The following is a 24,208-nucleotide window of genomic DNA, read 5'->3' as shown; positions in this document are numbered from 1 at the left end:
TCTCACCCCTGGACGTCGGGAACGAGGACCACCTTGCCCGTCGTCGCCCTCGCCTCCAGGGCGGCGTGCGCCGCGGCCGCCTGCGACAGGGGAAAGGTCTGATACGCGGGCACCAGACTCCCGTCGGCGGCCGCCGTGAGCGCGCGGACCTGATCGGCGGCCGTGTCCTGGCCTTCCAGCAGCAGGGCCAGCGCGTCGGTGAAGCGCAGGCCGCGCTCCTCCAGCTCCGTCGCCTCGGGGCGGAACTCCTCCCGCGAGGCCGCGCCGATGGTGATGTAGCGCCCGCCCGCGGCCAGCAGTCCGAAGGCGGTTCGTCCCTTGTCGCCCTCGACACCGTCCAGAACGACCGTGACACCACGCCCGCCCAAGGCGTCGCGCACGGTACCCGCCCAGTCGGGCAGGTCGTAGTCCACGGCGATGTCCGCTCCCAGCTCCCGCACGGCCGCGGTCTTCGCCGGCCCGCCCGCCGCTCCGACGACCGTGGCGCCGAGACGGCGGGCGAACTGGACGACCAGACGGCCGACGCCACCGGCCGCGGAGGTGACCAGGACCACGTCGCCGGAGGTGAGGTCCGCGATGTCGAGCAGACCCATGGTCGTCGTGCCGGTGACGACCATGGTGACGGCGGCCTCGTACCCCAGCCCGGCCGGGATCCGGTGCAGGGAGGAGACGTCGGCGACGGCGAGTTCGGCGTAACCCCCGGGCCCGCCGTGCGCGGTCACCACGTCGGCGCCCAGCCAGGCCTCGTCCACCGACGGCCCGACCGCATCGACGACTCCGGCCACCTCCGCACCGAAGACCGCCGGAAGCCCGGGCAGTGGCGGACCGATCTCCAGTCCTTCCCGCATGGCCGTCTCGATCTGGTGGACTCCCGCGGCCCTCACCGAGAGGCGGACCTCGCCCGGCCCCGGTACGGGGTCGGGCACGGTCTCGTAGCGGAGGTTCTCAGCGGGCCCGAACTCGTGCAGCACAACGGCGCGCATGACCGTTCCTTCCCATGGTTCTGCTGGACGTCCTCCACTCTGCGACCTCCACTTCACTTGAGGTCAAGCCCCTCGCGACGGGCTCTCCCGGCGTGGGGACTGCACGTTTGACCATGGGGAGCGGAACGTACCGGCGTGGGCCGCTGCCCGTTTCGTGAGCCGAAGTCAGGGCAGCCGGATACGACACGCCGCCGAGGTCGGCCTGCCGTACCTGCCCGGCGCCGCCCCTCGGGAGGAGTGCATGGTGCGACGTTCCGACGCTCCCGCCACGCCGCCATGGGCCAGGCCGGGCAACCGGTGGGGACCGTGGTTGTACTGGCCGATGCTCTGCGTCAGCGTCGCCTTGTTGGTCTGGCGGGTGATCGACCGGGACGGGGCCGGACCGATCCTGTTCGCAGCCGGCCAGGTCCTCGTCTGGGTCTGCCTCCTGGTGGCCAACCGGACCGCACGACGCAGACACGAAACGCCCTGAGTCCATCACGCGGCCGCTGGGAACCCGGTGGGAACACCGTGGCCGGCTGCACCGACACGCGCTCACGACCGCCGCCGGCGTCTCGGCCGGCCGCGACAGAGGCGGCACCCGGCCGGCCGGCCGTCGGCGGGCGCGGCCGTGGCGTCACGCGCGGAACCAGGAGCGAAGCGCTTGACCCTCCCGCGGCGTCATGCCGCATGCTCGGGGTCGTGGAAGAGCACCTGACCGTGGGACGCGTGGCGCGCCTGGCCGGCGTGAGCGTCCGCACCTTGCATCACTACGACGGGATCGGCCTCGTGCAGCCGTCCGCGCGGACCGCTGCCGGGTACCGGGCCTACTCTGCGGGTGACGTGGAGCGGCTGCGGGAGGTCCTGGCCTACCGGCGGCTGGGCTTCGGTCTGCGCGAGATCGCGGATCTGGTCGACGACCCGGCCACCGACGCGGTCGCGCACCTGCGCCGGCTGCGCGGCCTGCTGTCGGAACAGCGCGACCGCGCCGCTGCCATGGTGACGGCCATCGACGGGGAACTGGAGGCACGGGCGATGGGGATCAGAACGACGCCGGAAGAACAACTGAAAGTGTTCGGGGGGCGGTTGTACGACGCCATCGGGACCGCCTACCCGGCGACGCGGCGTACTGAGCCGCGGATCGCCGCGCGGATCTGGGAAGCGCTCGGGGACGCACGGACGGTACTGAACGTCGGGGCCGGCACCGGCTCCTACGAGCCTCCCGATCGCGACGTCGTGGCGGTGGAACCGTCGGCGGTCATGCGGGCACAGCGTCCCGCCGACGCGGCGCCGTGCGTGGCCGCCAGTGCGCAGAGCCTCCCCTTCGCCGACCGGTCCTTCGACGCGGCCATGGCGGTCAGCACCGTCCATCACTGGCCGGACCCGGTCGCCGGGCTGCGCGAGATGCGGCGCGTGGCCCGCCGGGTGGTGGTGTTCACGTACGACGCCAGTGCCACCGGCTGGCGTGAGAGGTTCTGGCTCACCCGCGACTACCTCCCGGAATTCGCCGGCCTTCTCGCCGGCTGGCCTTCACTGGCCGACCTGACCCGCGCGATCGGGGGCCGCGCCGAGCCGGTGCTCATCCCGTGGGACTGCGCCGACGGCTTCTTCGAGGCCCACTGGCGCCGGCCCGAGGCGTACCTGGACGAGCACGTGCGCCGCGCGGTGTCGGTGTGGACGCGAGTCGGGCCGGAGGCCGAGGAGCGGGCGGTGCACGGACTCCGCGACGACCTCTCCTCGGGCCGGTGGGCCGAACGCAACCGCGACCTGGTCGCCCTCGACGCGGCGGAGCTCGGCCTCCGCCTGCTCATGGCCTGAACCCCCGTGCGTGCTTCGACCCGGCCGGGGCGGCCCGCGTGCCGCGTGACGAGCCCGGTGTACGCGTCGACGGACGGTGCCCGGAGCGGCACCACGTCACCGGAGGCGGACGCGGCGGCGCACCTCGCCCGCGCGCGGGGGAGCGGCCGGCCGACGATCTCCTCCGGCGGGTGGCCGAGCAGCCGCTGTGCCTCCGGGCTCACCCGATGACCGTGTCATGGGCGTCGACGACCGTCGTGGCCGCCCTGGAGATGTCGAGGGGGCCCCGGGAGTCAGCGCTCTCGTCCGCGGTCCATGCAGTCACAGGCTCATACCCGCCCCGTTCGTCCCCTACAGAATCCGCTGCCCCTCCGGCCGTCACAACCGCAGGGCCGCACACCGGCGGCCCGGCGGGCCCGGCGGAGGGACCGGCGCGCGACCCGATGCCGACGCGGGGCCGTCGCGCCGCCCCCGTTCCGGCCGGGTCGCGGAGGAGGGGAAGCGGGTTGCTTCCCCCCCCTGTATCGATTCAGTGGTCCTTTCGCGACCGGGGCAGGAGGTGCGCGGGACGCACCGGAACGGGGGCGGCGCGACGCGGGCGGTGCGGCGTCGCGCCCCCGGCGGTGGCTACTCCGGAAGATGCGCCTCAGGGTCGTCGGCGCGGTGGTCGGGCAGGGCCGACCGGGCGGCCGCCTCGTGGTGCAACCGCAGGAACTCCAGATGGCGCTCGTACTGGTCGAGGACGTCCGCGATGAGCTGCTCCCTCGTGTAACCCATCACGTCGTAGTCCTGGTTCCCCTCGGACAACTGGACCTCGCAGCGTACGTAGGTGTCGTGGGTGCTGAGCGAACGGGTCGCGAAGCCGGGGGTGGGCAGCTCCACGGGCCAGATCCGGTAGACGAAGACGTCGCTCGGCCCGATCGGAACCCGCAGGCCGACGTGCGGCAGGCCGTTCTCCTCGTTCTCGCCCTCCAGGAGCTCCGCTCGCGCGTCCTGCCCCCGCAGTTCCTCGGCGACGTCCTGGAACGCGGGCCGGCACACGTCGTCGACGAAGCGGAGAGCCGCCCGTCTGCCCGGGAACGTCGTCGCCCGCGCGAGCCGCCGCCGCCAGTTCCGCGTTCCCGGCGGGCCCTGCTGAATGGTGCGCCCGGACAGCGAGGCCGGGAGCGAGGTGGCCAGTGCCTCGTCCCGCATGCGTTCGGTGCGCAACGCCAGATAAAGCCCGATCATGATCAGGAACATGACGACGGAGAAGGGCAGACCCATGATGATCGTGGCGTCCGTCAGGGTCTGCACACCGCCCACGAGGAGCATGGCGAGGGTGAGCAGCCCTGTCGTCAGCGCCCAGAAGATGCGCATCCACGGCGCGGCGTCGGTCACCGGCGTCGGCAGCTCGGAGCTGAGATTGCCCATGACCAGTGCACCGGAGTCCGCGGAGGTGACGTACAGCAGCAGTCCGACGAACGTGGCGAGGCCGGCGCTGAACAACGCGCCCGGGTACTGATCCAGCAGCCCGTAGAACGCCTGCTCGGGCGAGTCCAGCGCGGTCTGGCCGAACCCGGCGTTCCCGTCCCGTACGACGAACAGCGCGCTGTTGCCGAAGACCGTGAGGAAGAGACCGGTGAACAGGAAGGGGATGATCAGCGTGGCGGCCACGAACTGACGCAGGGTGCGGCCGCGGGAGATCCGTGCCAGGAACAGGCCCACGAACGGCGCCCAGGCGATCCACCACGCCCAGAAGAAGAGGGTCCACGTGTTCAGCCACTCGGTGGGCTGGTCGTAGGCGAACGTGTTCAGGGTCATCGAGGGGAAGCCGCTGACGTAGTCCCCGACGTTCTGCACCAGCGCGTTGAGCAGCCTGAAGGGTTCGCCGACGACGAGGATGTAGAGCATGAGGAGGACGGCCAGGAGGACGTTGAGCTGGGACAGGCGTCGGATGCCCTTGTCCACGCCCGCCACGGCGGACACCGTGGCCATCACCACCGCCACCGCGACCAGGCCGATCTGCGCGGGGAGCCCCTCGGGCACACCGAAGAGGACCTTCAGCCCGTAGTTCAGCTGCACCACGCCGATGCCGAGGGACACGGAGATGCCGAACACGGTGCCGATGATGGCCGCCAGGTCGACGGCGTCACCGACCCTCCCGTGGATGCGGCGGCCGATGACCGGGTACAGCGCGGAGCGGATCGCGAGCGGGAGCCGGTACCGGAAGGCGAAGTAGCCGAGCACCATGCCCATGAGGGCGTACATCGCCCAGCCCGTGATGCCGTAGTGGAACAGTGTCCAGACCACCGCCTGACGTGCTGCCTCGACCGTCTCCGGGGAGCCCTCCGGCGGTGCGAGGTAGTGGCTGACCGGGCCGGCCACGGAGAAGAACATCAGGTCGATGCCGATGCCCGCGGCGAACAGCATCGCCGCCCAGGCGAAGAGCCCGTAGTCCGGCTTGTAGTGCTTCGGTCCCAGCTTGATCGTCCCGTACTTGGACACACCGATGAAGAGGACGAACACCAGGTACAGCGTCGCGGCGAGGAAGTAGTACCACCCGAACCAGGACGAGATCCTGTCGACGGCCACTCCGATGGCCGTCCCGGCTCCGGAGGGCGAGACGATGGCCCACAGGGAGATCGCGAGGACCAGCGCGGCCGAACCGAAGAAGACCACGGGTTTGAGCGTGCCCGCGCGCGCCGGGCGGACATCCGGGGCCGCTTCCTCCGGTGCCTGTGCGGCACCCTTGTCTCCTGCACTCGACACGCCCTTGTTCCTCCTTCGCCGTGGTCACGCTGTGCATGCCGGTCCGTCCCGGGCGGGCCGTCGGACCTCGGTTCACCGGGTCGTCGGCCGCCCCTGCGCACCGGAGCCCCCGGTGAGCAGGTCCGCGGCGCGCTCGGCGACGAGCAGGACGGTCACCATGGGGTTGATGGTGGGCATGGTCGGGAAGACCGACGCGTCCACGACGCGCACGCCGTCCACGCCCCGCAGTCTCAGCTGCGGGTCGCACACGGCCATGGGGTCGTCGGGAGCGCCCATCCGGCAGGTGCCCGCCGGGTGGTAGACGGTGTGGGCGACGCGGCGCCCGTACTCCGACAGGTCGGCGTCGGAGGTCACGTCCGGACCCGGCGCCACCTCCCGTACGAGCCAGTCGCGCAACGGGTCGGTGGCGGCGACCTCGCGGGCGATCCGCAGGCCGTCGACGATGGTGCGCTCGTCGTGTCCGCCGGGATCGGTGAAGTACCGGAAGTCGAGCGCGGGATGTTCGGCGGGGTCGCCGCTGCGCAGCCACATGCGTCCGGTCGACCGGGCCCGCGGCACGTTCGGCGTCATGCACACTCCGTGTTCCGGGACGGGGTAGCCGAGGCGTTCGGTGTTGACGGTGAACGGCACCTGGTAGAAGTGGAACATCAGGTCCGGTCGTGGCTGACCCGGCTCGCGCCGCAGGAACAGACCGGCGTCGGAGTCCATCGCGGAGTTCGGCGGCAGCGGGCCGGCCGTCTCCCAGACGATCACCGACTCGGGGTGGTCCAGCAGGTTCTCCCCGACGCCGGGCAGGTCGGCCCGCACCTCGATGCCCAGGGAGTGCAACTGGTCGGCCGGCCCGATGCCGGAGAGCAGCAGCAGCCGCGGTGTGTCGATGGCTCCCGCGCACAGGAGGAGTTCACGCTCCGCGCGCAGGGTTTCGGCCCGGCCGTCGGGGCTCCGGACGGCGACGCGGGTCAGCTTCCCGGACGTGTCGTCGAGGAGACGGTGGGCCCAGGTCTCCAGACGGAGTGTGAGGTTGGGGCGGTCCAGGACCGGATGCAGGTAGGCGACGGAGGCGGAGGAGCGCAGATTGCCCTCCGGCTGGTAGGCCAGTGAGAAGAAGCCGGCGCCGTCGGCGAAGGGCTCGGCGTTGAAGTCCTCGACGACGGGAACGCCGACGGCACGCGCGGCGGCGGTGACGAAGTCCCTCGCGATCGGATTGCGGTCCGCTTCGGCCACCGGCACGATCCGGGTGCGCAGCCGGTCGCGGTAGGGGAGGACGGTCTGCGGATCCCAGCCGGCGCAGCCCCGGGCCACCCAGTCGTCGAGGTCCTGGGGGAGGGGCATGAAGCTGATCAGTGTGTTGTGCGAGGAGCACCCGCCGAGCACGCGGGCCCGCGAGTGCAGGATGTGGGAGTTGCCGCGCGGCTGCTCGACGGTCGTGTAGCCGTAGTCGAACTCCGAGCCGAGCAGGTTGATCCAGTTGCGCAGGCGCAGGATGCGGTCGTCGCCGACGTCGCTGGGGCCGCCCTCGACGACGCAGACGCGGCAGTCCGGGTCCTCGCTCAGGCGCGCCGCGAGTACGCATCCGGCGGTGCCGCCGCCGACGATGACGTAGTCGTAGGCGGTCTCCGGACCGTGCGGGGTGGTGGAGGCCATCAGATGCCTTTCGTCGGGGGCCGATCTCCGGCGGCCCTGCCGCCGGCGGGAGGGGGCGCGCTGCGTGCGGCCCTCGGACCGGTCAGCCCTTGAACCAGTCGGAGGGGGCGGGGGAGAGGTTCTGGTAGATGTGCTTGGCCTCCTGGTACTCCCTCAGCCCGGCGGGCCCCAGCTCACGTCCGACACCGGAGTGGCCGAAACCGCCCCACTCGGCCTGTGGCACGTACGGGTGGAAGTCGTTGATCCACACGGTGCCGTGCCGCAACCGCTGGGCGACGCGCTGGGCGCGGCTCGCGTCGGAGGTCCACACGCCGCCGGCCAGGCCGTAGCGGGTGTCGTTGGCCAGTTCCACCGCCTCGTCCTCGGTGCGGAAGCGCTCGACGGTGACGACCGGGCCGAAGACCTCCTCCTGGACGATGCGCATGGACCTGTCGCAGTCGGCGAACACGGTCGGCAGCACGAAGAAGCCGCGGCTCAGCGCGGGATCGTCCGGTCGAGCACCCCCGGTGACGAGCCGTGCGCCTTCCTCCAGGGCGGCGGCGATGTGCCCCTCGACCTTGTCACGGTGCTCGGCGGAGCTGAGCGGCCCGCTCTCCGTCCCCTCCTCCAGGCCGTTGCCGAGGCGGATCGCCCCGGCCCGGCGGGCGAGGGCCTCGACGAACGCGTCGTGCAGGGTGTCCTGCACCAGTAGCCGGGAACCGGCGGAGCAGACCTGTCCGGAGTGCAGGAACGCGGCGTTGAGCGCGTAGTCCACGGCGGTGGCGAAGTCCGCGTCCTCGAAGACGACGTTGGGGTTCTTGCCGCCCAGCTCCAGCGCGACCTTCTTCGGTCCCTCGGCGGCCGCGGCCATGATGGCCCGTCCGGTGGCGAGACCGCCGGTGAAGGAGACCAGGTCCACTTCGGGGTGGCCGGTCAGGGCGGCGCCGACGGTCGAGCCGCTCCCCAGGAGCAGGTTGACGACGCCGCGTGGTGCCCCGGCCTCCTCGATGAGCCGGACCATGGCGATCGTGGTGAGCGGAGTGACCTCGCTGGGCTTGAGGACGATGGTGTTCCCGGCGGCCAGCGCCGGCGCCACCTTCCACGAGGCCTGCAGGAGTGGGTAGTTCCAGGGGGCGATGAGCGCGCACACCCCGACCGGCTGGTGGACGACGCGGCTGAGCACGTCCGGGCCGACGTCCACGACCCGGCCGCCGTCCTTGTCGGCCAGCTCGCCGTAGTAGCGGAACGCGTTCGCCACGTCCTCCACGTCGATACGGGACTCGGTCAGCGTCTTGCCGGTGTCCAGGGTCTCGGTACGGGCGATCTCCTCCTTGTCGCGCAGCAGCAGGGAGTGAACACGCAGCAGGAGGTCGGCCCGCCGTCGGGTGGGCACGTCCGCCCACTCCTCCTCGTCGAAGGCGCGGCGGGCAGCCCGCACCGCGCGGTCCGCATCGGTGGCGTCCGCCTCGTCGACGGTGGCGACGACGGAGGCGTCGTACGGGTTGAGCACCTCCCGACGTCCGCCGTCCGCAGCCCGCGTCCACTCGCCGTCGATGTACAGATCGCCCACGGGGTACCTCCTCTGTGACAGGCCGGTTCCGGCCGGAGCGGCGGCCGGCCTCACGGGTGCGTCGTACGGTCGGCCGCATCGGCACGCCTGCGGGGCCCGCGCCGGCCGGGGCGGGCCGGCCGGCGTCCGAACCTGTGGGGCGGGGATGACCGACCTCAACCAGCAGAACGCGACGCGCACCGACAAATCGGGACATTACACTCTGGTGTCGCTTCGGGTGCTGTTTGCGGCCTGCCGGGGTGACGTCCGGGGCCGAGTGGCTCCGGTGCCCCACCGGGGGCGTCCGGCGCGGGAGGTGCCCCCGCGCTCGGCGGTCAGGAGGGCTGGACGTCGTCGAAGAGGGCGAGGGCGTCGGAGGGGTCCGGGCTCACGAGGCGTTCCAGACCGGCCATCGTGATGTTCGCCCACTTGGCGGCCCGTGCCCACATCCGCTCCTCGAAGGCGCGGACGATCTCGTCGGGCTGGGCGGGGTCGGGGGCGGCGGCGAGGGACTCGGCGAGTTCGGCGCCTTCCAGCATCGCGAGGTTCGCGCCCGCTCCCAGCGGGGGCATCAGGTGGGCGGCGTCGCCCAGCAGCGTCACCCCGCGGACGTGGGTCCAGGTGTGGGAGGCGGGAAGGGCGTGGAGGGGCCGGTGGGTGAACGTGGTGCCGTGGCGGAGGAGGTCGAGGACGGGGTCGGCCCAGCCGTCGAAGAGGGCCAGCAGGCGGGACCGCACGGCCTCGGTGTCGGCCGGGTCCGGGTCCGGGTCCGTGCGCCGGTCCGGGCCCCTGTGCCGGTCCGGGCCCGTGCCCCCCTCCAGCGGGACGCGGAACTGGGCGTACACCTTGACGTGGCCGCCGCTGTTGCGCTGGGCGACGAGCGCGCGATTCACGCCGTACACGGCCACCGAACCGTCGCCGACCAGACGGGCGAGTTCGGGGTGGTGGGCGTCGACCTCGTCCAGGGACGTCTCGACCAGGGTGACGCCGGTGTAGCGCGGCGTCACGGACGAGACCGCGGGACGGACCCGGGACCAGGCGCCGTCCGCGCCGATCACGAGGTCGAACGTCTCCTGCCGCCCGTCCTCGAACCGGACCAGCACGCCGTCCCGGCTCTCCGGCACGACCTCCGGCACGGCTCGCCCCCACTGGACGTCCAGAGGTCCGAGCAGCAGGTCACGGAGCTGCCCGCGGTCGATCTCGGGATGGGCCCGGTCACCCGGACGAGGCCGCCAGTCGCGCAGGACGGTCCCGTCCACGTCCAGGATGCGCATGGCCTGCCCCTCGGGCCGGGACAGCGCCTGGAACTGCGCCGACAACCCCGCCTTCCCCAGCGCCGCCTGGCCCAGCCCCTCGTGCAGATCCAGCGTGCCGCCCGCGGGGCGGGCGTCGCGGGCGGGATCGCGTTCCAGGACGGTGACCGGGTGGCCATGACGGTGCAGGACGCGGGCGAAGGAGGGGCCGGCGGGGCCACCGCCGACCACGGCGATACGGGGTCTCATGCCGGTGCACCGTAGGACCCCTCCCCGAGCCGGGCCGGCTCCTTCACCGAGGGCGAAAAGGGCGGCGTGGGCCGGCGGACGGATGAGGCGTCGTGCTCGGTCGCGGGGTGGAAGGCGGCCGGGCCCGCAGGGGAGGGCGGTCGAGGGCGGAGCCCGGCCCGGACGTCCGGGGCCGGACCGTCGGCGTGCGGCGCGGGAGGCGCCAGGAGGTGCCGGCCGCCCGCGTCGCCGACCGGGTCGACGCCGTCCCACGTGGCACCCTGGCCGTGACGAACCGACGGGGCCACCCAGGTCGTTCGAAGGGGCCTTCCTCGGCGGACACCTCGCTCCGGCCGCCGGGCCGGGCGGGCGGCGGCCGCCGCGACAGCGACCTGACGTCGGCCACCGGCCCCCGGGAGCCGCCCGGCTCACCCGCCGCCCAGGTACGCGGACTACCCTCGGTCCAGGGCCCCTCGGGGCAGTGCTCTCAGGACGACCGAGTCAGGAGCCCAGCCCTTGGCCATCGGGGACGGCGAGCCGAGTCCGTGTTCTCCGGGTTTCCGGGCTCGCCGTGTTTTTCATGTTTTTCGTGTTCTGCGGCGTCGGCTCCCCGCTCAACGAATCGGGCGGTGCCGGCGGCGGCCTCACCGGATCCCTGGTGACACCGCCCGACGAGACGGAGCCGCCCATCCCCGCACGGCCGGGCGCCGCCACCCCCGCCCGCCACGGAAGGCGCCGGCACCCGACCGAGGGACGCACCGCCTCGTACCCGTCCGACATCAGGGAACGGAAGCGAACATGACCATGAACCAGCCGACCGTCCGCGCGTTCGCCGTCTACCCCGTGGCGGGCCGCGATTGCATGGAACTGAACCTCTCCGGCGCCCACGGCCCCTACTTCACCCGCACCGTCGTGGTTCTGACGGACTCCGAGGGGCGCACCGGCCTCGGCGAGGTACCGGGCGGAGAGAAGATCGCACAGACCCTCGAGGACGCCGAGTCCCTCGTGGTCGGCGCGAAGGTCGGTGACTACAAGCGCGTCCTGCGCGAGATCGCGGACCGCTTCGCCGACCGTGACTCCGGTGGACGCGGTGCCCAGACCTTCGACCTGCGGACCACGGTCCATGCCGTCACCGCCGTCGAGTCCGCGCTCCTCGACCTCCTGGGCCAGCACCTCGACGTGCCGGTCGCCGCCCTCCTCGGGGACGGGCAGCAGCGGAAGTCCGTGCGGGTACTCGGCTACCTCTTCTACGTGGGCGACCCCGGTCGCACCGACCTGGAGTACGTCCGCGGCCACGACGCGGACGTCGACTGGTACCGGATCCGGCACGAGGAGGCCCTCACCCCCGAGGCGATCGTCCGGCAGGCCGAGGCCACCCACGACCTGTACGGCTTCCGGGACTTCAAACTCAAGGGAGGCGTCCTCGACGGTGCCGAAGAGGTCAAGGCCGTACGTGCCCTCAAGGACCGGTATCCCGACGCCCGGATCACCCTCGATCCGAACGGGGCCTGGTCGCTGAGGGAGGCCGTGGCACTGTGCGGGCCGCTGCTCGGCACGCTCGCCTACGCCGAGGACCCCTGCGGGGCGGAAGGCGGCTACTCCGGGCGTGAGGTGCTCGCCGAGTTCCGACGCGCGACCGGCCTGCCCACCGCGACCAACATGATCGCCACCGACTGGCGGCAGTTGACCCACGCCCTCGCCCTGCAGTCGGTGTCCATCCCGCTGGCCGATCCCCACTTCTGGACCATGCAGGGTTCGGTCCGCGTGGCGCAGCTGTGCAACGCGATGGGCCTGACCTGGGGCTGCCACTCCAACAACCACTTCGACATCTCGCTCGCGATGGTCACGCACTGCGGAGCCGCGGCCCCCGGCGCGTACAACGCCCTCGACACGCACTGGATATGGCAGGAGGGCCTGGAGCGCCTTACCACCGCTCCGCCTCGCATCGTCGACGGCGAGATCGCCGTTCCCGACGCTCCCGGCCTGGGCGTACGGCTCGACGAGGACCGGCTCCTCGCCGCCCACGAGCTCTACCGGACGAAGGCCCTCGGCGCCCGGGACGACGCCCACGCCATGCAGTACCTGATCCCCGGCTGGGAGTTCGACGCCAAGCGGCCCAGCCTCGTGCGGTAGCCACCGGTCGGTGCGGCACGGGTACACCCCCCGGACCCGAAGCCGGCACCGAGGGGGTACGCCCACGGACCGCAGCGCGAGCCCGGGCAGGGAAGCCGGTCAGCCCCCCCGGAACAGGGGGCCGACCGAATGTGGGGCTGGGGAACCGGCCTCGGACTAGCTGAGGGTGCTCTCCTCCACGTTCTCCATGCGGGCGTAGAGCACGACCTCGTTGACTTCGAGGTTGTTGATCAGTCGCAGGCAGGCGGTGATGCCGTTGCCGACCAGTTCCTCGGCGACCTCGCCGTACTCGACCTGCAGGATCGTGTTCGGGGCCCGCTCGTCGTTCGCCGCGCCCCCGGGGTCGCGCCATGTGCCCGCGGCGCCGATCTCGGTGGCGGCGCGCAGTACGGAGGCGATGGCGTGTGCCTTGTGCCGCGGCAGGGTCAGGGTCAGCAGTTCCCGCTCCACCCGCCGCAGGCGCACACCCGCCTCCTCGTCACCGAACAGCAGCGCGTAAAGCAGGTCCTTCGCCTCGGTGAGCAGCTGCTCGCCCTCGGAGGAGCGGTGCCCGGGGCCGAGCAGGCCGCTTCCCTTCGCCGGCGGATCGATCAGCAGGCCGCGCTCGATCAGGGTGTCGCGGTCGAGCGCCTGGTAGTCGTCGACGAACCGGCGCAGCCGCTCCAGGTCGAGCGAGAGAGCGCGTAGGCGCTCCGCCCGCCGCTGTCGCTCCTCAGCCGATTCCTCCGCCGGTGGCACGCCGGGATGGTCTCCGCGCTGGGCCGGCAGGCCGGGGGCCAGAGCGAGGTCCAGCAGTTGTTCCACGAGCCATGCACGCGGCCGGTCGGCGAGAGCCTCGCGCAGTCGCCGGCGCGACTCACCCGCCAGTTCCCGACGTACCGCACGAACCAGCGCACCAATGTCCGTCATATCTTCCATGTGAAGGAAACATAGAGACCGTTTTGATCAGCCGGGCCGGTTTCGGGCTGTGAGTCCGTCCGAGGAGTGAACGGACCGCGGGGATACGGACCGGACCGGCGGTGGACACGAGGTGTCGCTCGGGGGCGGACGGACGACGGTAGACCGGGGAGCGGCCCGAGGACGGCAGGGGCGCGGTCGGGTGGAGGCGAACAGCGCGGCGTGACCCCCTTCACCCGGGGCACGGTTCGACGACTGAACGACGGGAGCGCGGGGAACCGGAACCCACCGTCTCCTGGGAGTTTGGATGCCTGCTGTCGTTGAGATCGTTTCGTTCGGCTACCTGCACGACGAGCCGCCCGCCGCCCACCTGACCCTCGATCTGCGCGAACACTTCCGCGATCCGCACGTCAGTCCGGAACTGCGGTCCATGACCGCCCGCGACGAACCCGTCCGCGCAGCTGTGCTGAGCACCCCGGGCTTCGTGGAGCTGGCACGGGCAACCGCTGAGGCGGTGAAGGCATACGCGTCAGGCCCGTCCTCGGAAACCGTCCGGCTCGCCGACGGATGCACGGGTGGCCGCCACCGGGCTCCGGTCTTCGCCGCCACGCTCGCCGGCCTACTGCGCGACGCCGGGTACGAGGTCGTCGTGCGCCACCGTGACCTGGACGCACGCCTCCCGTCGCCACCGCGTTCGTAGGCCTGCCGTGTACGAGTCCTCGCAGGGGTGATAGTGGATGGATGGAACACAGCATCCACGCCGGTCTCTTCACCCGTGCCTTCGGCCCCGCACCGCGCGCGGGTACACCGACGGTGGTGCTGGTGCACGGGCTCGGGCTCTCGGGGCGTTACTTCACACCGCTGGCACGGCGGCTCGCGGCGAACGGGGCCAGCGTGCTCGTGCCGGACCTGCCGGGCAACGCCCGGTCACGGGCCGCCGTACGCCGGATGCCCGACGTGGAGCGGACCGCCGAAGCCCTTGCCCGCTGGCACCGGCAGCTCCTGCCGGGCCCCACTCTGCTGGTGGCCAACTCGGTCGGCTGCCAGGTGGTCGTGGCGCTCGCCGTGCGCCACCCGGGCCTGGCCCACCGACTTGTACTGCTCGGCCCGGCACTCACACCGGGGGTGCCAGCCTGGCGCCAGGGGGGCCGGCTGCTCGCGGACGCGTTGCGGGAGCCGCTGTCCCTGATCGGAGTGGCCGCGACGGACTACCTGCTCACCGGCCCCTGGCGTTTCGCCGTATCCCTCCGCCACGCGCTGCGGGACGCCGCCGAGGCGTTCGAGGGTCGCCTGGCCCGGGTCGCCGTACCGACGCTCGTCGTACGCGGGGCCGGTGACACCGTCGTCTCCAAGGCGTGGACCCGGCGCGTGACACGACTCATCGCCGACGGACGCGCGACCGAGGTGGCGGGCGCCGCGCATGCGGCGCACTACAGCACGCCAGAGGCCGTGGCCGAGCTGATCGAGAAATTCGCGGCAGGGCAGAACCCGTGACACCACCGGCCCCGTCCGACCGTCCCCCGTCCTCGCCGCTCACCCGGGAGCCGGGTCGAGGACCGTGTCGACCGTGGCGGCACCCACGCCGAGTGAGCCGGGAAGCCGCTTGAACGGCCGGGGGAACGGAGCGGCGGAACAACGCCGAGCACCGCGCGGCGCAACGGCGCGGGCGCGCCGAGTGGTACGAGAGGCACCCGCTGCACGTGGCGAAAGCGGAACGGAGCAGCGGGCGCCGGTGGGCCCCCGGACAGTGCCCCGGGGGCCCACCGATGGCTGGATGAGGGCCGTGGCCGTCAGGCGAGGGCGGCCGCACGCCCGTCCCGCATCTCGATCACCCGGTCCGCGAAGTGCCGTACGACCGCCCGGTCGTGGCAGATGAAGAGGTAGCCGAGCCCCAGTTCGTCCTGGAGGTCGGAGAGCAGGTTCAGGACGCCGGCCCGCACGGAGGCGTCGAGCGCGGACACCGGTTCGTCGAGGACGAGCAGCCGCGGTGCGGAAGCGAGGGCGCGGGCGATCCCGGCTCGCTGGCACTGGCCGCCGGAGAGTTCGTGCGGGCGCCGGTCCCCGTACGACGGGTCGAGACCGACCCGGTCGAGGAGCTCGGCCACGAGGTCGGGCCCGTCGGCCCGGTTCCACCTGCCCTGTACCTTCAGCGGCTCGGCCACCGCGTCGCGGATGCGGTGGCGGGGGCTGAGCGAACCGTAGGGGTCCTGGAAGACGGGCTGCATACGCGGGCGCAGCGGGCGCAGTTCGTGTTCCGCCAGGGTCGTCAGCTCCCGGCCCTCGAAGCGAACCGTGCCGCTGTCGGGCCGGCGCAGCTGGAGCACCGCCAGGGCCGTGGAGGACTTGCCGCAGCCGGAGGGGCCGTTGAGGGCGAGGGTCTCACCGGCGTCCAGTGTGAACGAGAGCCGGTCCACGGCGGTCACCGGTCCGTGGCGGACGACGAGGTCGCGGACGTCCAGCAGGGGGTGGTTCACACGAACTCCCGGAGTGGGCCGAGCATGTCGTCGGCGTGGTGGCAGGCGACCTCACGTCCGTCCACGGCCCGGGACGCGGGTTCGTGGTCGAGACACCGGTCCGACGCCAGGGGGCAGCGCGGCGCGAAGGCGCAGCCGGGCCCGAGGGCGTCCGGCGCCGGCGGGGCGCCGCGCAGCGCCGGCAGCCTGCGGCGCCGGGGGCCGTCCTGGGGGAGCGAGGCCAGCAGGCCCGCCGTGTACGGGGCGCGCGGACGGCCGAGGACCTGCCGGACCGGGCCGGTCTCGGCCGCCCGGCCCGCGTACATGACCAGTACGCGGTCCGCGTGCTCCCGTACCACCTCCAGGTCGTGGGTGACGAGGACGAGCGCGGCGCCGACCGCCTCCCGCTGCTCGGCGAGGACCCGCAGCACCTGCTCGCGGCGCTCCTCGTCCAGCGCCGTGGTCGGCTCGTCGGCGACGACGACGTCGGGCTCGTTGACCGTCGCCATGGCGATCACCGCGCGCTGCCGCATGCCGCCCGAGTACTCGTGCGGGTAGGCCCGCGCCCGCCGCCCGGCGTCCGGGATGCCCACCCGGTCCAGTGCCGCCACGGCCCGGGCACGTGCCTGGCCGCGCGGCAGACGCCGCACCGACCGTATGGCGGCGGCGAGCTGGTCGCCGACGGGGTGGACGGGGGAGAGGGCGGACAGGGCGTCCTGGGGGACGAAGGTGATCCGGCGTCCGCGTTCGGCGGCGAGATCGGTGGAGTCCCGCAACCGCACGTCGCCGCCGACGGCCGCGCCGTCCGGCACCATGCCGAGCAGCGCCCGGGCGGTGAGGGACTTGCCCGCGCCCGACTCTCCGACGACGGCGAACACCTCGCGCGGGCGGACCTCGAAGGACAGCCCGCGCACCGCCTCGACGGCGCCGAACGCGATCCGCAGATCACGCACCGACAGCAGGGCCTGGGACGACATGGACGGTCTCCTTTCGTACGGTGCGGCCGGTCGTGCGACGGGCTCCCCGGCCCTGCGCGTACGCCGCCCCCGACACGGCCAGCCCCGCCAGCAGCGCGAGGGCGACGGCCGGGGCGAGGGCCGCCCAGGGGGCGCGTTCGATGTAGGCGCGGGACTCGTCCAGCAGCAGGCCCCACTCGGGGGCGGGCGGCTGGGCGCCCAGGCCCAGGAAGCCCAGGGAGGCCAGGGCGAGGGCGATCCCGGGCAGCCGCAGCAGGGCGTGGCGGGCCACCGGGGCGGCGACGGCCGGCAGGACGTGCCGGGTGAGGACCCACCACGGCGGCGCTCCGATGGCGCGTTGCGCGGTCAGGAACGCCGACGCCCGCACCTCCTGCACCAGCGCCGCCGCGTGCGCGGCCAGCGGCGGCCAGGAGATGAGCGCGACGGCGGTTGCGGCGCCGCCGGTGCCCGGGCCGGCCACCGCCGCGACCAGGATGCCGACGATCACGGGAGGCAGGGCGTTGGCGATGTCCGCGACGCCCGCCGCGACGCCCGGCAGGAAGCCCAGCGCCAGCCCGGCCAGCAGACTCAGCAGGCAGACGGCCGCCGCCGTGCCGACCGTCGAGGCGGCCCCGTGACCGAGCCGGGCCAGCACGTCCCGGCCCAGCCCGTCGGTGCCCAGCGGGTACGCCCACGAGGGCGAGGCCAGCCGGGCGGCCGTGTCCACCGCGTACGGATCGCGCAGCAGACCCCAGCCGATCGCCGCCAGCAGCACGAGGGCGAGGACGGCCGGGACCGCCGGGTGCGCCCGGACCGGGCGGGCCGGGGGCAGCGTGAGCCCGGCGTCGCGCAGGGCGGGGCCCAGCAGCCGGCGTCGTACGAGGGCGGCCAGCGCGCCGACGACCAGGCCCAGGGCGAGCAGCGCGAGGACGGCTCCCTGGAGCAGGGGCAGGTCCTGGGACTTGGCCGCGCCCAGTGCCGTACGGCCGATGCCCGGAACCGCGAACACGGTCTCCACCGCGACCGCGCCGCCCGTCAGCCCGACGGCGACCATCCCGAACTGCGGTACCAACGGCGGCAGTACGCGGCGCAGCGCGGCGGCCGAGACCCGGGCACGGCTCACCCCCGCGCCCCGCCACAGCTCCACCCACCGTTCGTCCAGCACGGCGGGCAGCGCGTCCGCGACCAGCCGCCCGAGCAGGCCGCCCGCCGGGACGCCGAGCGCGACGGCGGGCAGCACCAGGTACTCGGGCCCCTGCCAGCCGGACGTGGGCAGCCAGCCCAGCCACACCCCGCACACCAGCAACGCGACCGTTGCCAGCAGGAACTCCGGCACGGCGGCCGCCATCGCCGCGAACGCCCCGGCCGACCCCCGCCCCCGCACCAGTACCGGCGCCACCAGCACCACCGCGAGCAGCACCGCCACGCCCAGCGCGGCGGTCATCAGCCCCAGGGACACCTGGAACCCGGAGACGACGGACGGCAGGACCTCGGTCCCCGACACCCACGAGGTGCCGAGGTCGCCGCGCAGCACCCCGCCGGCCCAGTCACCCAGCAGGGAGAGCGGGCCCGCGTCCAGCCCGAGGTCCCGGCGGATCGCGGACAGGGCCTCCTCGGTCGGTTCCTGCTCGGCCGACCGGGCGCGCAGCACGGTCAGGGCCGGGTCCCGGCCGGAGAGCCAGGGCAGCAGGCCGACGGCGGCCAGCACGAGTGCCAGGGTGACCGCGCGGGTCACCCCCGCGGTGGCGCGCCTCACTTGACGTGGGTGTCGAGCGTGATCAGCTCCCGCTCGCGCGGGTCGTGGGCGGCGCCGACCACGCCGGCGGCGTCGCCCTGGATCACGCGCTCGTGGAGCATCGGCACGGCGGTGTCGGTGGCGAGCACGGCGGCCTCGGCCTCGACGATCGCCCGGCGGCGGGCGTCACCCGCCGGAGTCACGCCCGCCTTGTGCAGGGCCTTGTCCACGGCGGGGTCGGCGAGCTGGGGGATGTTGAAGGAGCCGTCGGACGCGAAGTCGCTGTACAGGTACGCGGCCGGGTCGCCGGAGTCGAGGACGGTGGCCCGGGAGAGGATGAACGCGTCGAACGCGCCCGCCAGGGCGTCGGACTCGATGTTGGCGTACTCGCGGATCTCCAGTTTCACCTGGAACCCGGCCTTCTGCAGCTGCTGTTGCAGCGCGGCGGCCACCTCGGGCAGTTCGGCCCGGTCCGTGAACGTGCCGATGGTGATGCTCCGGCCCGCCGGGTCGACCGCCTTCGTACGCTGTACGGGCTCGCGCAGTCCGGCCGCCCAGGGCAGCGCGGGCCCGAGCAGCCCCTCGGCCACGTCGGCCCTCCCCTCGTACACGCCCTGCACGATCGACTCGGCGTCGATCGCCTCCCGGGCCGCCGCCCGCAGCGCGGGATCCCTGAAGGCGCCCTTCTCCGCGTTGAGGTAGAGCGTGTTGGTGCGCGGCATCGGGACTTCGGTGATCAGGTCCTCGTCCAGCAGCGCGGCCTGCGAGACGGGCACCGCCTCGACGATGTCGGCCTCGCCGCTGCGCAGGGCGGCGGCGCGGGCGGTGCCGTCGGGTACGAACGTCGCGTCGATGCCGGAAGCCTTGGCCGTGCCGCCCCAGTAGGCGTCGTAGCGGTCGAGGGTGGCGGACGAGGTGCCGTTGAGCTTGGTCAGCTCGAAGGGACCGGTGCCGGCGCCGACCGGATTCACCGTCTTCCCCCGGTACGCCTTGGCCGCGAGGATCGACAGCTGCGGGGAGCTGAGCCGCTGCGGGATCAGGGGGTCCTCCTCGGCGGTGGTGACGACCACGCTGCCGGCGTCCCCCTCCCGCACGGTCAGCTCGACGCCGTCGAGGATGCGGGGCTTGGGGGAGGCGCCGGCGGCCCGCGCGAGGGAGCGGACGACGGCCCCGGCGGTCAGCTCCGTGCCGTCGTGGAACGTGACGTCCTCGCGGAGGGTGAAGGTCCAGCTCCGGCCCGACTGCTTCCACCCGGTGGCGAGCGCGGGCTCGGCGTCACCGTCCGCGTCCAGTTTCACGAGCGTCTCCGCCGTCGACCAGCGGGACAGCTTGAACGCGTCGTCGGTGAGCGGGGACAGGCCCGAGCGCGGCGGTTGCATCATCGCGACGCGGATGCGCTCGCCCGCGCCGGCACCGGTGTCCGCCGTGGACGCGAAGCAGCCGGTGAGCAGGGCGGAGGCGGCGAGGGCGGCGGGGAGGGGCAGGAGACGGGCGGGGACGCGCACGGGGTCACTCCGGGTAAAGGGCCGGCAAATGGTTGAACGTGTGACGACCGTAGCATGATGACAATCATTTTCAGCGACGGGGTGGGGCAGGTGGACGCAGGGGAGCGGACGTACGAGGGTGTCCGCGCGGGAGTGTGCGCGGACGGCCTTCTCGGTCCTGCTCTCGTGTAGCTACGGCGAACGGACATGTGGCGCAGGGTGAGGCTCGGGGCTGGAGCGGGCGCGAGGGTCGACGGCACGGCGGTCGGCGGTGGCAGCGATTCGGCTTCGAGGTTCACTTGTCGGACTTCCGGCGCGCCTGGTGACTCGCCAGGATGGTGCCGCAGTAAATGCCGGATTCGCGACGGAGGCCCGACCGTGGTCGGCGCGACCTGCGGCGGGCTCTCCGGCCGCCGGGACGAGGTGTACGCATTCACTGCGGCAGTACCGGAGGGGCGGGGCGGGCATGGTGATCGAACCGGTGACCGAACCCGGGAGCGGGGGCGCACTCCGTCTGCCGCGCGCCCGGGCCTGTCGCGAGGCGGGGAACGAGCCGAACGTGGGCAACCATCCCGACGGTCCTCACCAGGGTCTGGGGCGCCACGACCGCCGCGGCCGCAGCCATGCCGTCCGGTATGGGCCCGACGCCTCGCCGAGCCGCTGGAGTGTCGCTTAGCGGGGCCTGAGCCCGTCGACGACGACGTCCAGCATTCGGTTCAGCTGGGGGCGCTGCTCGGGTGCGCCGGCCACGGAGAGCAAACCGGCGAGGATGCCGCCTACCTCGACCGGGTCGATGTCGCTGCGCAGTTCTCCTGCTGTGGCGCCGGTCTCGAGCACCATCGCCAGGATCTGCTGGACCTCGTCGCAGACCGGTCCGGTGCCGAAGCGGCCGGAAGCGCTCATGGCGACCAGGGCCTCGCAGATGCCCCGTCGTTCACCGGCCCAGTCGGCGAATCGGAGCATCCACGCGTGGAGGGCCTGCGCGGGCGGCTTGGTGGCCAGCAGGGTGCGCGCATCTTCGCGCAAGGGCCGGATCTGGTCCCGGTAGACCTCTTCGACCAGATCCTCTCGGGTGGGGAAGTGCCGGTACAGGGTGGCGTTCCCCACTCCCGCGCGTTTGGCGATCGCGTCCAGCGAGATCGCGCGTCCGGACGCGAAGGCTTCGGCGGCCGTGGCGATCAGCTGCTCGCGGTTGCGCTGCGCGTCGGCGCGCAGGGTGCTGCGTGGAAGTGTCATGACCTTCGCGATCGTGAGTGTCGGATGGGGCTCGGGAACGATTCGGGGATGTCCCCGGTTCAGTGTACGGTGAGACAACCGGGGAGTTCCCTGGTTATGGGTGGTCTCACCCATCGCATCAGCGACGGAAGGTTTGCCATGCCTACAGCTCTCATCACCGGGGGGACGACCGGGATCGGCAGAGCGACGGCCGAGCTGCTGCACGCCCGCGGCTACCAGGTCGCGGTCACCGGACAGAATCCCGAGTCCCTCGCGCGGGCGCAGTCCGAGCTCCCCGGCGACGTGCTCGTCGTCCGATCCGACGGGCGCGTGCTCTCCGACACCGACGCCCTGATGTCGGCGGTGTCGGCGCGGTTCGGAGCGCTGGACCTGCTCTTCCTCAACGCCGGGATCTTCCGTCCGGCACCGGTTGCCGAGGTGACGGAGGAATCGTTCGACGAGCACGCCGACCTCAATTTCAAGGGCCAGTACTTCACCCTCCAAAAGGCCCTTCCCCTCATGAACGACGGCGGCTCGATCGTGCTGACCGTCGGCATCGGATCCCGTCGCGGCACCCCTGGCGCCACAGTGGGGGCGGCGACACGCGGCGCGCTGCTGGCCATGCTGCCCTCGCTCGCGCTCGAACTGGCCCCGCGCGGGATTCGCGTCAACGCCGTGAGCCCCGGGGCCACCGACACCCCGCTGCTCAACAAGCTGGGGGTGCCCGAGAGCGGCCGGGACGCCATGCGCTCGAAGATCCCCTTCGAGCGCTTCGGATCCAGCCAGGAGGTCGCGGAAGCAGTCGCCTTCCTCGCCTCGGACGCCGCCGGCTACATCACCGGCCAGGACATCACCGTGGCCGGCGGCTACGGGCTCGGCGCCTGAAACCCGGGGCGAGTCGACCACGGATCCGCACCTCTCGAACGCCACGAACCGCACCTCACAGGAGAACACGATGGCACTCACTCTCGACACTTATCGGCTGCTGGGCCGTTCCGGACTCCGGGTCTCACCGCTGGCGCTGGGCACGGCGACCTTCGGCACCGAGTGGGGCTGGGGCGCCGAGCGCGACGAGGCGCGCAAGCTCTTCGACCGCTACACCGAGCTCGGCGGCAACTTCTTCGACACCGCCAGCACCTACACCAACGGCAGTTCCGAGCGGCTGCTCGGCGAATTCGCCCGCACCGACCGCGACAAGATGGTGCTGGCGACCAAGTACTCGACGCTGCGTCAGCCCGGTGACCCGAACTCCGGGGGTACCCACCGCAAGAGCATGCTGGCGTCGGTGGAAGCCAGTCTGCGGCAGCTGAGCACCGACTACATCGATCTGCTCTACGTGAACGTATGGGACTTCAGGACGCCGGTGGAGGAGATCCTGCGGGGTCTGGACGACCTGGTGAGGCAGGGCAAGGTGCTGTACGTGGCGATCTCCAGCGCCCCGGCCTGGCAGGTGTCGCGCATGCAAGCGATCACCGACCTGCGCGGCTGGTCGCCACTGGTCGCGCTGGAGACCGAGTACAGCCTGATCGAGCGCACCGCGGAGCGTGACCTGATCCCGATGGCACGCGAGATGGGACTCGGCGTGGTCCCGTTCTCCCCGTTGGGCGGCGGGGTGCTCACCGGCAAGTACAGCCGGGAGGACCAGAACCAGGCGGGCTCCGTTGCCGGCGAAACCGCCAGCAACCGCAAGAGCCTCAACGTCGCCCTGGGATGGGTCACCGACCGCAACCTTGCCATTGCCGACGCGGTGAAGGAGGTGGCCTCCGAGCTGGGCCGCACACCCGCCCAGGTCGCTCTGGCCTGGACCCTGAACGCCCCGGGCGTGACGGCACCCATCATCGGCGCCCGCACCATCACGCAGCTGGAGGACAACCTGGGCGCCCTGCAGGTCGACCTCACTCCTTCCCAGCTGGCCCGCCTCGACGAGGTCAGCGCCATCGCTCTCGGCAATCCGCACGACCTGCTCGCCGGCGATCACATCCGCACGGTCACCACAGGCGACATGAAGATCGAAACCCTCTGCTGATTCGCTTCATGAACGGCGACATCCAGATATATCGACATGTTTTTGATGAGGGAACGGAGCCACCTCGGCATGGGTAAGTACAGTGACAAGAATGTGGTGATCACGGGTGGCAGCAGCGGCATGGGGCTCGCGCTGGCGGAGCTGCTGGTACAAGGCGGAGCCCGCGTGGTGATCACCGGCCGTTCTCAGGCCAAGCTCGACGCGGCACGCGAGCGGCTCGGCGAGAATGCCGTGGCCGTCCGGGCGGACGTGGCCTCACTGTCCGACCTGGACATGCTCGCCGGCCGTGTAAGGAGCGAGCTCGGATCGATCGAGGCCTTGTTCGTCAACGCCGGCATCTCGCCCCTCACGCCCCTCGAGTCGACGACCGAGGACGTGTACGACGAGCTGTTCGCGATCAACGTCAAGGGCGCCTTCTTCACTGTGCAGAAGCTCGCTCCGCTGCTGAGCGCGAACGCCGGCATCGTCCTCACCACCTCGATCGCGAACGTCATCGGCATGGTGGACACCAGCGTCTATGCGGCCGGCAAGGCGGCGCTGCGCTCGATGGCCCGCACCTTCTCCCGCGAGCTGCTTCCGCGGGGAATCCGTGTCAATGCGATCAGCCCGGGGCCCATCGACTCGGGGATCCTGGAAACGATGAACTTGTCCGAAGAGGCCGCCGACCAGTTCAGGGCGGAACGGACCGCGAGCAACCCCATGAAGCGCTACGGCACCGTCGAAGAGTTCGCCAAGGCGGCCACCTTCCTCGCCTTCGATGCCACGTACACCACCGGCATCGAGCTGGCCGTGGATGGCGGCGACACCCAGCTCTGAGCTCGTCTGCCGTCCCGCCACGGGCGTAAGGCCCGCTACCACGGCGGTTTCAGGGGGCGCTGCAACCCGTGGTCGTGTCGATCAGGTCGCGAGCAGTTCATGCAGACGCTCGGCTGGGGTTTCCCGGCCGAGCGTTCTGCGTGGGCGGCCATCGAGTTCGCCGGCGACGGCGCCAAGATGCTCGCACCAGGCAGTTGTCGCGGCCCACGAAGACACGCCGGCTGAACCTTCCCCCGTGAAGTGGACACCTGTTTGTGCCGTTATGTGGCGAGAGTGCTGGTGACCAGACGCTGTTCGTAAGCGATCGGAGCCCCAGCTCCTCACCCCAGG

Annotated in this window: 19 protein-coding genes; 8 read left to right on the top strand and 11 right to left on the bottom strand. The window is 72.4% G+C overall.

The genetic code is table 11. From position 1 onward, the window contains the following. Nucleotides 1–2: 2 nt before the first annotated feature. Nucleotides 3–983 (bottom strand): zinc-binding dehydrogenase, encoded by a 981-nt coding sequence (locus tag ACVV2G_RS23800; protein WP_453844780.1) that lies wholly within the window; start codon nt 981–983, stop codon nt 3–5. A 241-nt stretch (nt 984–1,224) separates the two neighbouring features. On the opposite strand from ACVV2G_RS23800, the gene ACVV2G_RS23795 reads away from it, so the two are divergent. Further along, nucleotides 1,225–1,455, top strand: coding sequence for a hypothetical protein (locus tag ACVV2G_RS23795; RefSeq protein ID WP_453844779.1), 231 nt, complete (start codon nt 1,225–1,227; stop codon nt 1,453–1,455). Nucleotides 1,456–1,652: 197 nt separating this feature from the next. Next, entirely contained in the window at nt 1,653–2,780 is a 1,128-nt protein-coding gene (locus ACVV2G_RS23790) for a MerR family transcriptional regulator (protein ID WP_453844778.1), read from the top strand. Between the two features lie 606 nt (nt 2,781–3,386). Here the strand turns inward: ACVV2G_RS23790 and betT are convergent. From betT to ACVV2G_RS23770, 4 genes are all read right to left on the bottom strand, one after another. After that, complete coding sequence (gene betT / locus ACVV2G_RS23785) at nt 3,387–5,510, bottom strand: choline BCCT transporter BetT (RefSeq protein WP_453844777.1); 2,124 nt, start codon at nt 5,508–5,510, stop codon at nt 3,387–3,389. A 72-nt stretch (nt 5,511–5,582) separates the two neighbouring features. After that, on the bottom strand, nt 5,583–7,154 hold the full coding sequence (locus ACVV2G_RS23780; protein WP_453844776.1) for a GMC family oxidoreductase: 1,572 nt from the start codon (nt 7,152–7,154) through the stop codon (nt 5,583–5,585). Between the two features lie 82 nt (nt 7,155–7,236). Continuing rightward, nucleotides 7,237–8,703, bottom strand: coding sequence for an aldehyde dehydrogenase family protein (locus ACVV2G_RS23775; protein WP_453844775.1), 1,467 nt, complete (start codon nt 8,701–8,703; stop codon nt 7,237–7,239). 314 nt (nt 8,704–9,017) lie between these two features. Next, nucleotides 9,018–10,184, bottom strand: a complete 1,167-nt coding sequence (locus ACVV2G_RS23770; protein WP_453844774.1) for an FAD-dependent oxidoreductase — start codon at nt 10,182–10,184, stop codon at nt 9,018–9,020. Between the two features lie 783 nt (nt 10,185–10,967). On the opposite strand from ACVV2G_RS23770, the gene ACVV2G_RS23765 reads away from it, so the two are divergent. Beyond that, nucleotides 10,968–12,296, top strand: coding sequence for an enolase C-terminal domain-like protein (locus tag ACVV2G_RS23765; RefSeq protein WP_453844848.1), 1,329 nt, complete (start codon nt 10,968–10,970; stop codon nt 12,294–12,296). Nucleotides 12,297–12,452: 156 nt separating this feature from the next. Here ACVV2G_RS23765 and ACVV2G_RS23760 read toward each other — a convergent pair whose 3' ends face one another. After that, nucleotides 12,453–13,205 (bottom strand): hypothetical protein, encoded by a 753-nt coding sequence (locus ACVV2G_RS23760; protein ID WP_453844773.1) that lies wholly within the window; start codon nt 13,203–13,205, stop codon nt 12,453–12,455. Nucleotides 13,206–13,500: 295 nt separating this feature from the next. Between ACVV2G_RS23760 and ACVV2G_RS23755 the strand changes: the two genes are divergently transcribed. Continuing rightward, the gene (locus ACVV2G_RS23755) at nt 13,501–13,893 is read left to right on the top strand and encodes a RapZ C-terminal domain-containing protein (RefSeq protein ID WP_453844772.1); all 393 of its coding nucleotides are present in this window, start codon (nt 13,501–13,503) and stop codon (nt 13,891–13,893) included. Nucleotides 13,894–13,934: 41 nt separating this feature from the next. Further along, the gene (locus tag ACVV2G_RS23750; protein WP_453844771.1) at nt 13,935–14,687 is read left to right on the top strand and encodes an alpha/beta fold hydrolase; all 753 of its coding nucleotides are present in this window, start codon (nt 13,935–13,937) and stop codon (nt 14,685–14,687) included. Between the two features lie 296 nt (nt 14,688–14,983). Here the strand turns inward: ACVV2G_RS23750 and ACVV2G_RS23745 are convergent, their stop codons facing one another. The 5 genes from ACVV2G_RS23745 to ACVV2G_RS23725 all read right to left on the bottom strand — a co-directional run bounded on the left by ACVV2G_RS23745 (nt 14,984) and on the right by ACVV2G_RS23725 (nt 21,057). Beyond that, nucleotides 14,984–15,667 carry an ATP-binding cassette domain-containing protein gene (locus ACVV2G_RS23745; protein ID WP_453844770.1) on the bottom strand — a complete coding sequence of 228 codons (684 nt, stop codon included), beginning with the start codon at nt 15,665–15,667 and terminating at the stop codon, nt 14,984–14,986. Next, nucleotides 15,664–16,623 (bottom strand): ABC transporter ATP-binding protein, encoded by a 960-nt coding sequence (locus ACVV2G_RS23740; protein ID WP_453844769.1) that lies wholly within the window; start codon nt 16,621–16,623, stop codon nt 15,664–15,666. The genes ACVV2G_RS23745 and ACVV2G_RS23740 overlap by 4 nt, the downstream gene beginning before the upstream one ends. Beyond that, on the bottom strand, nt 16,592–18,358 hold the full coding sequence (locus tag ACVV2G_RS23735) for an ABC transporter permease subunit (RefSeq protein WP_453844768.1): 1,767 nt from the start codon (nt 18,356–18,358) through the stop codon (nt 16,592–16,594). The genes ACVV2G_RS23740 and ACVV2G_RS23735 overlap by 32 nt, the downstream gene beginning before the upstream one ends. Continuing rightward, nucleotides 18,355–19,842 (bottom strand): ABC transporter substrate-binding protein, encoded by a 1,488-nt coding sequence (locus tag ACVV2G_RS23730; RefSeq protein ID WP_453844767.1) that lies wholly within the window; start codon nt 19,840–19,842, stop codon nt 18,355–18,357. Before ACVV2G_RS23730 ends, ACVV2G_RS23735 begins: the two co-directional genes overlap by 4 nt. 651 nt (nt 19,843–20,493) lie before the next feature. Beyond that, the gene (locus tag ACVV2G_RS23725) at nt 20,494–21,057 is read right to left on the bottom strand and encodes a TetR/AcrR family transcriptional regulator (RefSeq protein WP_453844766.1); all 564 of its coding nucleotides are present in this window, start codon (nt 21,055–21,057) and stop codon (nt 20,494–20,496) included. 138 nt (nt 21,058–21,195) lie between these two features. Between ACVV2G_RS23725 and ACVV2G_RS23720 the strand changes: the two genes are divergently transcribed. From ACVV2G_RS23720 to ACVV2G_RS23710, 3 genes are all read left to right on the top strand, one after another. Beyond that, nucleotides 21,196–21,921 carry an SDR family oxidoreductase gene (locus ACVV2G_RS23720; RefSeq protein ID WP_453844765.1) on the top strand — a complete coding sequence of 242 codons (726 nt, stop codon included), beginning with the start codon at nt 21,196–21,198 and terminating at the stop codon, nt 21,919–21,921. Nucleotides 21,922–21,991: 70 nt separating this feature from the next. Beyond that, nucleotides 21,992–23,062, top strand: a complete 1,071-nt coding sequence (locus ACVV2G_RS23715) for an aldo/keto reductase (RefSeq protein WP_453844764.1) — start codon at nt 21,992–21,994, stop codon at nt 23,060–23,062. 69 nt (nt 23,063–23,131) lie between these two features. Further along, nucleotides 23,132–23,878: an SDR family oxidoreductase gene (locus ACVV2G_RS23710; RefSeq protein WP_453844763.1), complete on the top strand. Its 747-nt coding sequence runs from the start codon at nt 23,132–23,134 to the stop codon at nt 23,876–23,878. Nucleotides 23,879–24,208: the final 330 nt, after the last annotated feature.

It is taken from the genome of Streptomyces sp. JK94 (assembly GCF_053613315.1).
This window is presented reverse-complemented; position numbering and strand designations above follow the sequence as displayed.